The organism is Rothia sp. P4278 (assembly GCF_048512945.1).
Taxonomy (GTDB): Bacteria; Actinomycetota; Actinomycetes; order Actinomycetales; family Micrococcaceae; genus Rothia.
Genome location: NZ_JBLXXU010000001.1, coordinates 62,864 through 75,701, shown reverse-complemented (window position 1 = coordinate 75,701; position 12,838 = coordinate 62,864). Strand labels below are relative to the sequence as shown.

Here is a 12,838-nt window from a genome sequence, read left to right as displayed (position 1 = left end):
CTCACCGCTGCGTCGTTTTAGAACACCTAATCCCCCGCTGATTTACACCCCTATAAACCCCCCAGAATAACCCAGGACAAGAAGAATTCAACGACCAGAGAGCAAAACGAACCTCATGACCGAGACAGACAACGCTCAGCTTCAACTCTCGCCCACCTCGCTAACCGTCAAAATCGACGGAGTCACCATCTCCACCCCTACCTGGGACAAAGCCCTCAAATTACTCTCACAACAAGCAGCAATCCGCCGCCGCCTCATTAATTTCACTATCTGCGACAGTGATAGCACTGAGCATGCGGTGAACTCCATCAACCAGGCCGAGCAAATACAGGGAGCTGTCGGTAATCCTCAAGCAAATGTAATTCTCAATCAATGGGCCATCCAGAACGCTGCCGGCCAGTCCCTGATCACTTTCCCTACTCTCACTGCCGCGCAGAAACACATCCAACTAGTAGCCGATATTTGCCGCGCTTCAATCCTTGTTAATATCACTGGAACCAGACCCGACACCGAATTTCCACATACATTCAGCCCAGACGGTATAACTAGCGGTTCTGTGACCGAGCTATCTCAAACTGAGCTAGAGGATACCCTTCTGGCAGCCGATCTGAATAAACCTGACTCAGAAACTCATAAAAAGCACACGGAGAACGATGGTGAACCTTCTGCTGTCCCAAATGGGACAGCAGAACCTAACGAGGAACCAGCCCCAGCAGTCTTCCTCTTCGAAGATACCGATCAAACTAGCGAACCACAGAAAACTCCCCTACTGGAAAACCTTACTGGCTACATCAAAACCATTGAGACCCCAGCAATCCTTATGCCTACCCGTAATAAATTTATAGCCGGTGGCGCTGTAGCCTTAATCGGATTGGCGGCCTTTGGGCTAACAGCCCCACTGCTGTCCGCGCACGATACCACCGCCACCGTCAAACTCACCGATACCTCAGTATCAGTTCCAGTAGGCTACGCAGAAACTCCACTCTGGTCCATCAACATCCCCGAAGACGCACAGGTCAAAGCAACGCGCACCGCTACAGCTCTCATCGGTAAGGAAACCCTATCCCTCTACAACAGTGACACCGGCGAAAAGATTCGCGACATCTCATTAGACAGCCCAATCACAACCTTTGGAGAAGTCGCTCTCGGAGAAGAAACAGCCGTTGTCTGGCGAACAGGGAATACTCTTCAGGCATGGACACCATCAACAGGGGTAGACAAAGACCTGCTAACCGTAGACATAACCAGTGATACCGCGCTCTCCGGTTCAGGTGGGAACTTGTTAGTAACCACGCCCTCACAAACCCAAGTTCTCACCAAAGACGGCCTCAAAAAATACACCGTCCCAGCTGACCTATCAGCAATGGCAGCTACAGAAAACAGCATCGTTGCAGGCAACTTTAGCCCAACGGTCTACACCCTAGGCCAGGACGGCAAAGCTACATCTGAAACAACCCTCCAAGTCCCCACAGAGGGCCAATCCATTCATTCTTGGGAGCACGCCGATGAGAACATAACCGTCACTATCTGGGCACTAAACCCAGAGGCAACATGCGACTCAACAGATAAAAGCGGTTGCGATGAAGATGTGACCGTAGCTATCCACTCGCTACATGACGGCAGTATCACCACTAGCTACGAAACCAAACTCGAAGCTGTAGCGGGGATGACCTGGGTAGACGGTGAATCAGACCTCTACGGTGGCTTTGGCCCTTACGTTATCGACGAAAAAACCGGCCAACAGGTCACAGCCCTTCCCAAGGGGCTGAAGGCCGAAAAAATCAAGGGAAACTTCACTCTCTCAACTGATGAGCAAGGGCATACTGTCATTTTCCACTCTGATAACGACGGATACGAGCTCACCAGCGTACTCCTAGCTCAAACCACCTCCCAGGCAATCTTGCAACAAGGCAATCGAATTGTCTCCTACCCACTTGCCTCAGTCTAAAGACCTCTAGCCATTCAACGACCAGATAAAGGAAACCCCATAATGGAACATCCACAGAACGAATCAGCTTTTACCCGCTCCACGGTGCGGTGCGCTCTAGTTTTAGCACCGATAGTTGTCGGAGCTTCTACCTTTGGTGGCATGAGCGTGGCTAACGCACAGCAGGATCTCCCATCGCGACCATTTGTAGCCGCCAGTGCCACCGCTGAGCCTACTGCAAGCCCCACTGCTACACCGACAAAGTCGCCCTCCCCTGCCCCTAGTACCCCAGTGTTCAAGGCTGAAAAGATTCAGGTTACTTTAGGTGAGGAAGTAACGTTGAAAATCGCTGGTTATGCACCGGAGCAGATGGTCAAGCTGGAGATTCTTAATAGCGAGGGTAAACCTGTTGACCTAAATGCTGAGGATGAAGAAAGTACCAGCCTCGAAGCGGTAGCCGGTGAGAGTGGTGAGGTTGAGTTCATCTTTACGTTGTCAGATGTTGCCCCCGGTGAGTACAAGGCCAAGGCAGTAGCCGAGGGTTATGCTGATGCTGAAGCTGATTTAGAGATTAAGGCTGCCGCTGAGACGGCACCCACCGAACCAGTTGAACCGGCACCTGCGCCTACCGACCCCGCACCGGAACCGGAACCGGCACCCACCGAACCAGTTGAACCGGCACCTGCGCCTACCGACCCCGCACCGGAACCGGAACCGGCACCCACCGAACCAGTTGAACCGGAACCGGCACCCACCGAACCAGTTGAACCGGAACCGGCACCCACCGAACCAGTTGAACCGGCACCCACCGAACCAGTTGAACCGGAACCGGCACCCACCGAACCAGTTGAACCGGAACCGGCACCCACCGAACCAGTTGAACCGGCACCTGCACCTACCGACCCCGCACCGTCTCAGCCCACTCCAATCAACCCTGGCCCGGTTGAGCCACCCAATCAGAACGAACAGCCTTCGCCCAGTCCATCACCGATCCAGCGCACCCCTCACACCGTCGAGGTAGCACCAGTTGAAGATGGAACAACCAGTGAGAGCATCACCAGTAATGCGCAGCTAGAAGATCTACAGGCTGCCCTACCCAGCGAGCATGAAGCGCGCACTGATTCCAAAGAGTTAGCACTTGGACTCGACAGTTTTGTTTCACCTCAACGTCCTAGCACCGATACTGTCGGCCCTCGGGAGTTCAGTGAAAGTTTGCAAGCAGCTCAGCTTCCCTCAAGGGAACAAGCAGCGAGGGTCGAAGAAAAGTCCAAGAGTCGTGAGTTCAGTCAGGCACCAACAGCAGTGCCTACACCCAGCACAGTTGTAGCTCAGGAAAGCAAAAGTACCCAGAATAATCCTCAAGAGCCAGAGTCTTCCGGTATCTGGGGATGGGCTCTTGGCGGGTTAGCAGCACTCTTACTTCTGGCAGGTACGTACTTTGCCCTCTTCCGGAATAAAAACTAAATAGCCCCAAGTACTTAGCTGCGGCCTGCAGGTTCTACAGGACGCAGCTTCTTCATGGGGGCTACCGCCGCCCCCACACCCCCGCGCCAGCACCGTGCTGGACCGCGCTGCCGCACAAAACCCGGCCCCTCCTTACGCGCAGAGCGCGACAGGGGGCCGGGTTTTGCTTGCCTTGAAAGACCGTGGGCCAGTAAGAGCGGGTTAGGATGAGAGTTCAAGTCGGTCAGTCTATTCAGCTTCTTCTGTACTAGCCTTGGTGGTTAGGTACTTTTGACTTCAAGATTGGCTAGGATATTCTCTGTTTAAAGGGCGGTAACCTAAACCACAGGAGTTCCTTATAGTGCAAACATATCTGAGTATCCCTGAAATCTCCGTGATGCTTGGCTACAAAGGACCAAATGGACTAGCACAGATGCTACGTCGTTACCCTGTACCACCAGTTGCTCGATTTGGGAAGACCCCAGCCTACTCGCATGAGCAGTACCAGTGGATGAAGAGCAGGTTCGGCCCTAAATCCACACTGAGCTATCGCTACAACTGGAGAACTCCTTGGGACGGGACAGATCCAGTTATCTACTGGAACTACCGCATGGTAGGTGAGTACCTTGGAATATCCCGCGCCCATGCTTTCCTGATTCTGCACCGACAGGAGATAGAATACGATGCTATTTCAGGAACCTCAAAGGGCTGGCTCCCAGAAACCATTAAACGCCTAAAGTTATCACCTAGTAATCGATAGTCTGGCTGCTGCCCATAGCTTTGTTCTTTGCTTTAAGCCTAGAAATCGTTGCTCTTGAAACACCGAAGGCTTTAGCCACCTGATTTTCACTCATACCGGAGGCTAATGAGCTTAAAGCAGCTTGCTGTTGCTCCGGGTCGAGAGCAGGTTTACGACCGCCTACGCGTCCCTGAGCCCTGGCGTGAGCCAAGCCATCTTTAGTGCGTTCTACCAGCAGTTCACGTTCCCACTGAGCTAGGGAAGCTAGGACACTAAGAACCAACCTCCCCTGCGGAGTGCTGGTATCGAGGCTAGTATCCAGTGCTCGGATAGTAATTCCGCGCTGATCGAGCTCTTGGACGGTTTTGAGCGTATCGACAGTGGAACGCCCTAACCTATCCAACCGTGTAACCACTATGGAATCTTTTTTGCGGGCGTAACTTAGTATCTCCCGAAAGGCAGGGCGAGCAGTCTGCGCACCAGAAGCTATATCGGTGAAAATTTTTTCACACCCGTACTGCTGTAGTTGCTGTTGTTGACTGCGGACAGATTCTACTTGGCCAGGTGTGGAAACGCGGATATAGCCTAGCTTCACGACTAGCTTTCCACCTCATCTTGTTCGTTCGGAGCGACCTTATTCCCGTAGTAGAAGCTAATACAGTACTGTGGGGAAAGAATGAGCGCAAGAAATATGATGATAATAATAATTTCCCTAACATCGCCACTAAGTGGTCGCTTCGGGTTTCCTAACAATAAGGCGATAAGAAAACTGGAAAAGGCATAGCAGCTCACAATGGCCCCACGGTTAAATCTGAAGTGATATTCCGGTGTTTTACTACGCAAAATAAGCCACGATGAGATCAGCACCATACCCAACGGGATTCCAAGAAGTGCCCCGAGAGCCTGTAACAGAAGGCCATCCACCAGTCCATCTGACGCACGGCCCCAAAGAATCAGAACAAAAGTTAGTGTCAGCCCAATCGTTATCCAGGCTCCTATTTTAGAAAGTTTTCTTACATCTTTTAAATTCATCATAAGTTTCAGCCTTCCTGGGAGTTGTTTCTAAAACGAAGGTTTCTGATACAGCAACAGTAGCAGCACCCGAACCCTTTTCCTAGGGGCCTTGAATAGTATCAAAACCCTGTGTCAAAACTAGCGCGTCTCAAAACAGTTGCACAAGGGGTTTTTGATACAAAAGGCTGGTCGCGCCGCCACCCACCCGGATTAGTACATACTTTCTAATATAAGTAGAATGTTTGTACTATCATGTGTTCCATGAAAGAACGCACCTCAAGATACCAGCATGATCCCTCACTCAAACATGGCTAGCCTAATATTCCATGTGGACATCAACTCCTGCTATGTCTCTTGTGAACGCATCCTAGACCCCGGACTGGTTGGAAAGCCCGTGGTGGTGCTATCGAATAATGATGGCTGCATCATCGCGTTATCAGCGGAAGCCAAAGCCCTGGGCTATACGATGGGTGACCCTTGGTTCAAAGTAGAAGCAAGAGCCAGAGCGCAAGGTGTGATAGCCCGGTCTTCAAACTATGAGCTCTACGGCGATATATCTCAGCGGGTCATGGCCGTACTCCAAGAACACGCTGCAGTATTTGAGCAGTATTCCATTGACGAAGCGTTCCTAGAAGTCCCCCTCCCGGCCCAGCAAGCTAGAGCCTTCGCTCTGAAGCTAAAGGGGCTTTTAGCACGGCGGGTAGGTGTGCCGGTCTGTGTTGGAGTAGCTAGCACCAAGACCCTGGCCAAGCTGTCCAACAAGACAGCTAAGAAAGTTCCGGCGCTCAATGGAGTTTGTGTTTGGGAAGACCTGCCAGAAGAGCGGAAACATGCGCTCTTTAGCTCTCTGCCGGTCAGTGAAATATGGGGTGTCGGATCGCGGACCACAGCCAAGCTAGAAAAAATGGGCATTAGCTCAATTGCCCAGCTTGCGGCGGCCCCGCCCCACATTATTCGCAAGAAGTTCAGCGTGGTTCTGATGCGGACTGCCCTAGAACTCAACGGGACTAAGGCTATGGTCTTAGAGGAAGAGCGGGCGTTCAAAGAACAGCTGATTTACTCCCGTGCGTTCTCCGCTCCAGTAGAGAATCGGGAGGATTTGCGTCAGGTGCTTAGTGTGTATGCCCAGCGCGCAGCTTCAAGGCTCTACCGCAGTAATCAGTTGGCAGGGTTACTGACCGCCTTTTGCGGGACCTCTCCTTTCAGCAACGCGCAAAGCCACTACCCCTCCGTTCAAGTAAAGTTGCCGGGCAAGACTGCTGACCCCCTGCTACTTACCAAGGCCGCGGCCATGCTTCTGGATAAGGTTGATTTTGCACGAGTTTCCTATGTGCGTGCCGGTGTTATGCTTACGGACTTAGTGCCTGCTGATGTGCATATCCCCTTGGATGGGTTGCGGTATCGGCATGAGGCCAGGAACATTGCAGGGTTACTGGCTGAAGTTCAGGAGCGCTGTGGTGCCGGAGCTATTGGTCTGGGAGTTGCGGGGCTGGCGGTACCCAGTGAATGGGAGATGAAGAGGGCAATGTTATCTCCCAGGGGCACTACACACTGGGGCGAGTTGGCTCTGGCAAGGATATGACAAATTAAAGAAGCCTAAATCCGTATGAGTGCAGGGTCTGGTTGCAAGTGCAGCCAGACCCCTTTTGCATGCGCGAGCAGCTGTTGCAGATTGCAAGACTCCCCCATTGCACATTGCTTGCGCAACATCCCACTCTGGCACCGGAAGGGAGCGAGTGGTCAAGAAGAAATTGCAAAGAAGAGTTTTTGCACATGGAAAGAAGTACGAAACTCCTCGCAATGCATTTACCCAGTGGAATGGCAAGATCTGCAAGCAATAGCTGAAGCAAGCTGCAGCTGCACATTGCAAACTTGCAAATATAACCCCATTGCACAGTGCAGGTAAGTCCCCTTGCAAGCAACAACGGCCAGCAAGTAAAACTGCACAACGCTCACGCGACAACGCGCCAACCAGCACCTCATGAAACAACCACTAACAATCACAAAGAACACCCAGACCAAAGGCCCGCCAGCAACCACAAGATAAACCAACCACACAAGCCCAAAGACCCCAAGCACAGCAGAAAAACCCCACACCAAAAACCAGCCAAAAAATCCTACACACCTCTGGCATTGAAATGCACTACCGCTGAGTTGGCTCAGCGATTCTGTTTTACGCTAGCTCCCCTCAAGCCGAATACACGGCATGACTAGGACCCTCAAATTCTGCCTTGTATGCGGGGCAGAACTACCTTTAGGAAGCGCCAAGAAACGTAAGTTCTGCAACGCTACCTGCCGCAACCGAGCAACATGGCGTAGACAACATGGGAAGCCCATTGCAGACTTACCAGCAACTGCAGCCGAACTTCTAACGCTCACCCAGCAACTTGCAGATGCACGCAAGGAAACCAGTAGAGCGCAAAAGCAACTTGCAAAAGCTCATGCAAAGAACCATGCACTCAAATCGCAACTGCAATCTGCAAAAACCGCCCTGCAAGCACTTGAAAATGCATCTGCAACTCAGATTGCGAAAGCGTACCAACTGGCGCAAGAAGAAAATGAGCAACTGCGACAGGACAATGAGCAACTCGCGAACGAGCTCGCTAAGCTCCATGCAGTCGGGCAGCAATTAGAGCAAGCGCAGGAAGACTCCAAAGGTGCAGAGCGATATGCACGCAAATTACGAGCAAGCTACGGCACGCTCTTTGAGCGTTGGTTTACCCAAGCACAACGACTCTCAGTCGTTGCACGCGACCTTCTTTTCTACGCCCCTTACTACTACCGGGCAACCGAGCAATCGACCTGGAGCCAAGAGGATTACGAACGGCACAGCCGTTACCAGCAGCTCAAAGCTCATCCACCCCAGCGCCCCCGAAGGAAATAAAAGATGACAGTCTCAATCTCTCGTATGAACATCGAGTATTACTTGTCAACGGTAGCTGTTGGTGACTCTGCTGAGTCACGCAAACATCTCACCAACTACTACACGGCCTCCGGTGATCCAGCCGGCCGGTGGTTTGGGTCAGGACTAGCAGGAATCGGACGCTCCAACGAGCAAACCGTTACCAAAAAAGATGCACGAGCAGTCTACGAAGACCTGGCCCATCCTGATACCAAGATACCTCTGGGTAAACGCCCCATGAAAAAGACTGAGGCACCCCAAGACGCCAAAAACGCCTCAGGTAAAACGGCTAAGAAAACCCGTGAAGCAGTCGCTGGTTTTGACCTTACCTTCTCCGCACCTAAAAGCGTTTCAGCACTTTGGGCTATTTCAGATTCAGCAACTCAAACCGTTATCCATCAAGCCCACCAAAATGCCGTTCGTACATCTTTGCTATGGCTCGAAAACAGCATTATTCAATCCCGTGCAGGAGATGGAGGAATAGCAAAGGTAGAAGTTGAAGGAATAATTGCTAGCCTATTTGACCACTACGATTCACGTGCCGGGGACCCCCAAATACACACACATGCCGTATTAGCTAATCGAGTTCAAAGGAAGAGTGACGGCGCGTGGGTAACGCTTGATTCATACGCATTACATAAATGGGTTGTTGCAACGTCAGAAATGTACAACGCTATCCTCTTTGATGAACTCACTGAGCTAGCAAATACTGAAACTGAACAGCGGCAAGCTCTAAAAAATGCAATGAAATTAGACGAGAGCCAATCTAAAGGAAATCGTCGAATTGAACTTATCGGCGTACCTGACGAACTAATTGCCGAATTCTCACAACGCTCAAATGAAATTGAGAGAATCACCAATCAAAAGATAGAGGACTGGAAAGCTAAAAACGGCGACAAGATAAGCAAAAAGCTTATTTTAGAGTTCCGTCAACAAGCTACCCTTGAGTCTCGCAACGCCAAGGTCGCCCAGAAACTCCCCCTGCAATCACGGCTCTACCAGTGGCGTCAACGCGCACGCGCATTAGGACTTACACCCGACGAAATAGTACACAAGGCTACCGGACATCACGCTGCAACCTATACCCTTGAGACCTTCAGCACCAAAGCTATCGAAGAAATCGCTACCCACGTCTTAGAGCGCACCATAACCAAACACCCCGCCTTCAATCGCGCTAATCTCACTGCTTCAACACACAGGCTTCTGGGTAATATCCGATGCACCAACCTCGAAGAACGCGCAGCTATCACCAACAAAATCGTTGATACTGCAGTAGCGGCGGCCGTTGAGCTTACCCCAGACCGCTACCAGCTTGACCATCTAACTCAATCTGGGCTTACACTACGAGGGACAAGTGTCTTTGACCTTTCAGAAGAAAAGCTCTACACCACCCGGGCGTTCCTCAACATAGAAGCTGATCTCATGCGCGGAGCAACCACCGCCACCGGAGCTCACCTTTCAGAAACCGAAAAAGCACGTCAGGTACTCAGTGAGCACGTTAGCGATAAAGGGCATGCGTTAGCACCTGACCAGCTAGAAGCTGCCTACCAAGTCACCACCAGCTCCCGCGCAATAAACGCCATCATTGGCCCAGCAGGGACAGGGAAGACCTCAACCCTTGCAGGTGTGCGTGCAGCGTGGGAAGCAACCTACGGCCAGGACTCCATCATTGGATTGGCTCCATCTGCGGCCGCAGCAGAGGTGCTGGCTAAAGACTTGGGTATCTCAACAGAAAATACCGCTAAGTGGCTCTATGAATCAGTTGGTGACGGCGTTGCCCGCCGAGCTGAACGATACCAACGTATCAACAAACGGATCACAACTCTTGAAGCCAAACAAGCCAAAGACCCGAGCTCACGATTTATAGCCGCGGCTCTGGATGCAGAACGCACAAAATTAGCAACCGTCATCGCTGAGCAGTCTAAGTACCGCATCCGTGCCGGACAACTGGTGATAGTCGATGAAGCGTCCATGTCAGCGACAGCCGATTTGCATCAGCTTTACAGCCAGGTGCAGGCAGCAGGCGGAAAAATGCTATTGGTCGGGGACCCCAAACAGCTGGATTCTGTCGATGCCGGGGGCTTCTTAGGGTGGATGGAAAATAAAGGCCACTCAGCAAACCTTACTAGCGTCTGGCGTTTCAAAAATGACTGGGAGAAAGCGGCCTCGCTTGCCCTTCGACAGGGTAATACTGATGTCATAGCTACCTACCGAGAAAAGGGTCGCATCATCGGTACGGATAGTCCACTTGACTCTGCCTATGAAAGCTGGCTTGTAGATACCAACGCCGGTCTCAGCTCAGTACTCATTGCAGGAACAAACGCTGATGTTCTAGCGCTGAACCAGCGTGCCCAAGCTGAACGAATCAGTCAGGGAGCCGTGGACACATCTAAGGCTACGCCTATCCGCAATGACCTGATTGCTCACATAGGTGACACTATCCTGGCCCGTCAAAACAACCGCCAGCTCACCGATGAAAACGGGAACTTTATTAAGAACGGCACCAGGCTGACAATTACCGATATTGACTCCACCGCCATCATTGCCCAACGAGAGGACAACAGTGCAACAGTCCACCTTCCGAAAGAGTACGCACAAGAAAGCATCGAATTAGGGTATGCCTGCACCATTCACCGTTCCCAGGGGCTAACCGTAGATACTGGGCATTTAGCACTCGATGACGGCTACAACCGTGAACAGCTCTATGTCGGCATGACCCGTGGACGGCAGTCCAACACTATGCACGTTCCTACCCCTGAAGAAGAGCAAGATACGGCCGATAACTGGGGCATCATGAAAAAAGTGCACGCAGAAAGCGTGGAGGAGTTTGTAGCCGGAATTATCCGGAAATCTGATGTGGACAAAACAGCTCACGAAGTCCGAGACGCTGAGTATGGTTGGTCGCTGGATTTAGGGCGGTCTGTATCGGAACTTGACTACGTTGCTGACCTCGCCGCAACTAGACGAACCCACCAGTGGTTTGAAAAGCAGTTCGGTCAAGATCTACGCGCAGTCGCTGATACACCTGAGCTAAAGAAGCTCATCAGAGCGGTTAAGGCTTCAGACGCTGATTTTGCTGACCTACCGGCCGGAGCCAATATTGCCGATGCTACAGCCTATTTTCGGCGCAAAAAGGCCCCCAGTGACTTCTCGCTACTATCAGCCCCCCGGCACCTAACCAACGATGAGGCAGAGGCATCAATGGCCATCACTTCCAAAATCGAAAACCGGTTGGCTGAGCTCAAAGTTCTACATGCTGAAGACCCCTGGTTCATGGAGCTACAAGAGCGAGCACCGGAGGCCACAGAAGCCGTGCTGACGTGGCGGGCGCTATCACATCAAACGGATGCGGAAACATCGCTTGGACAGCCGCCCAAGACTACCGAAAGGCGGTTGTCGTTCTTGTACGAGACAGTTCTTGATGTGGTGGATAAGGCTGAAAAGTATGAAGCAGAAAAGTATAGGTATAACGACCATGAACAGGTAGATACCGGCGATAACTGGCAGCAGGATAATAACGGCCCAGACTGGGATAACTGGCAGCAGGATAATAACGGCCCAGACTGGGATAACTGGCAGCCTGACTATGGGCCAGATTCATTCTAGCTTCGCAAAAAGGAATCCCACCGGGTATTACCGGTGGGATTCCTTTATTAGCTTCAACTTAATCCCAATCTAACCCGTAGGTTTGACTCTCGGGCTCTTGGAAATGCTGATGATACTGGTCAACTACAAAAGCCGCTTCTGCTGTCCCAGATGGGACAGTTAAAGATTCCTCAGGTTCCTCGGGTGTATCAAACATGCCTTCAGGGTAGCCAAAGCCCCATCCATCAACCGATACGACCATGCCCCCACTATCAGGGTGATCCGGGACCGCGAAATCTGCCTCAGAAATCAGTAAAGACTGTTTGGGGATAACAGCGGTATCGGGATGGTCTACCCACTTCCAGCCTAATTTTTGCTCCGCAATCTCCCGTGCCTGATTCTTTGTCAGGAGCTGGGCAGTTGCAAGCCCCCTCTCCGATTCCCCGGAAGACACTTTAAGCCAGTAGCCCCGGTCCATGTCATTCAACAGCTTATCTTTCCCTACATCAAAAGGAATAGGCCCCGCTGAGCCTGGAATCTCTGGGCGCTTGCCGGGAACACCATCCCACGACCAATCGGTACGTCCAAGATAATGAATCAATTCTGAATGGTCCATAGACTCACCTGCTATCTCCGACAAGAAATTTGCTTGTTCCCCCACCGTCCACTCGGCGTGAGAGTCCATAATGAGCTTTTCCTGCTCGACCAACCGAGCAAACCTGGGGTTATCCATATACTTGCGGAACTCATCGTCCAGCTCGTATTCCACGGCCATCTTGTCTTCAAATTCTTGGTCGCTCATACTCTTACCCCTAAGTCGTTCAACCCTTGCCTCGAATGACTCCTGCCGGTGGGCCAAAAAATCAGCAGGAATAGGAGAAAAATCTAAAGGTGCTTCACGCTCAGCAGGGCTTTGAACTAGCACATCCTTGCTGACCGGTTCTTGGGTAAGTTCACGCACTTCACTTGTAATTTCTTCAGCGCCTGCAGTCCTAAAAAAGGCAACGGTCTGTCCTGCATCATCAACCAGTTTGACGTGGATAGACCATTCTTTCTTATCCAGTGGGGCCCAATCAGCAGGCTTGATATATTGGTCTCTCACCATCTCACGGAGACGAGAGCGCCAAGTCATCGCCTCAGCCTCGGACAAAACCATCACCTGCTGGACACGAGCAGCAAGCTGCTCAACCCCTACTTCTTCCTCATCCATACCCTTCCATCACCTTTC

General features: G+C 51.7%; 8 protein-coding genes. 5 read left to right on the top strand and 3 right to left on the bottom strand.

What is annotated here, in order from left to right:
* Positions 1-115 precede the first annotated feature (115 nt).
* Both ACN085_RS00280 and ACN085_RS00275 read left to right on the top strand, forming a co-directional pair.
* The gene (locus ACN085_RS00280; RefSeq protein WP_419110227.1) at positions 116-1,948 is read left to right on the top strand and encodes a hypothetical protein; all 1,833 of its coding nucleotides are present in this window, start codon (positions 116-118) and stop codon (positions 1,946-1,948) included.
* Between the two features lie 42 nt (positions 1,949-1,990).
* Positions 1,991-3,391 (top strand): hypothetical protein, encoded by a 1,401-nt coding sequence (locus ACN085_RS00275; RefSeq protein ID WP_419110226.1) that lies wholly within the window; start codon positions 1,991-1,993, stop codon positions 3,389-3,391.
* Positions 3,392-4,116: 725 nt separating this feature from the next.
* Here the strand turns inward: ACN085_RS00275 and ACN085_RS00270 are convergent.
* A complete protein-coding gene (locus ACN085_RS00270) occupies positions 4,117-4,704 on the bottom strand; it encodes a recombinase family protein (protein WP_419110225.1) in 588 nt (195 codons plus the stop codon).
* Between the two features lie 2 nt (positions 4,705-4,706).
* Positions 4,707-5,144, bottom strand: coding sequence for a hypothetical protein (locus ACN085_RS00265; RefSeq protein ID WP_419110224.1), 438 nt, complete (start codon positions 5,142-5,144; stop codon positions 4,707-4,709).
* 286 nt (positions 5,145-5,430) lie between these two features.
* Between ACN085_RS00265 and ACN085_RS00260 the strand changes: the two genes are divergently transcribed.
* From ACN085_RS00260 to mobF, 3 genes are all read left to right on the top strand, one after another.
* A complete protein-coding gene (locus ACN085_RS00260) occupies positions 5,431-6,705 on the top strand; it encodes a Y-family DNA polymerase (RefSeq protein ID WP_419110223.1) in 1,275 nt (424 codons plus the stop codon).
* Positions 6,706-7,329: 624 nt separating this feature from the next.
* Positions 7,330-8,007 (top strand): hypothetical protein, encoded by a 678-nt coding sequence (locus tag ACN085_RS00255; RefSeq protein ID WP_419110222.1) that lies wholly within the window; start codon positions 7,330-7,332, stop codon positions 8,005-8,007.
* A 3-nt stretch (positions 8,008-8,010) separates the two neighbouring features.
* Positions 8,011-11,631: a MobF family relaxase gene (mobF, locus tag ACN085_RS00250; protein WP_419110221.1), complete on the top strand. Its 3,621-nt coding sequence runs from the start codon at positions 8,011-8,013 to the stop codon at positions 11,629-11,631.
* A 58-nt stretch (positions 11,632-11,689) separates the two neighbouring features.
* On the opposite strand, the gene ACN085_RS00245 is transcribed toward mobF, so the two are convergent.
* Positions 11,690-12,820, bottom strand: a complete 1,131-nt coding sequence (locus tag ACN085_RS00245) for a hypothetical protein (RefSeq protein WP_419110220.1) — start codon at positions 12,818-12,820, stop codon at positions 11,690-11,692.
* Positions 12,821-12,838: the final 18 nt, after the last annotated feature.

Coding starts and splice junctions, on each gene's coding strand:
- ACN085_RS00280 (WP_419110227.1), top strand. CDS start 116: ATGACCGAGACAGACAACGCTCAGCTTCAACTCTCGCCCACCTCGCTA.
- ACN085_RS00275 (WP_419110226.1), top strand. CDS start 1,991: ATGGAACATCCACAGAACGAATCAGCTTTTACCCGCTCCACGGTGCGG.
- ACN085_RS00265 (WP_419110224.1), bottom strand. CDS start 5,144: ATGATGAATTTAAAAGATGTAAGAAAACTTTCTAAAATAGGAGCCTGG.
- ACN085_RS00260 (WP_419110223.1), top strand. CDS start 5,431: ATGGCTAGCCTAATATTCCATGTGGACATCAACTCCTGCTATGTCTCT.
- ACN085_RS00255 (WP_419110222.1), top strand. CDS start 7,330: ATGACTAGGACCCTCAAATTCTGCCTTGTATGCGGGGCAGAACTACCT.
- mobF (WP_419110221.1), top strand. CDS start 8,011: ATGACAGTCTCAATCTCTCGTATGAACATCGAGTATTACTTGTCAACG.
- ACN085_RS00245 (WP_419110220.1), bottom strand. CDS start 12,820: ATGGATGAGGAAGAAGTAGGGGTTGAGCAGCTTGCTGCTCGTGTCCAG.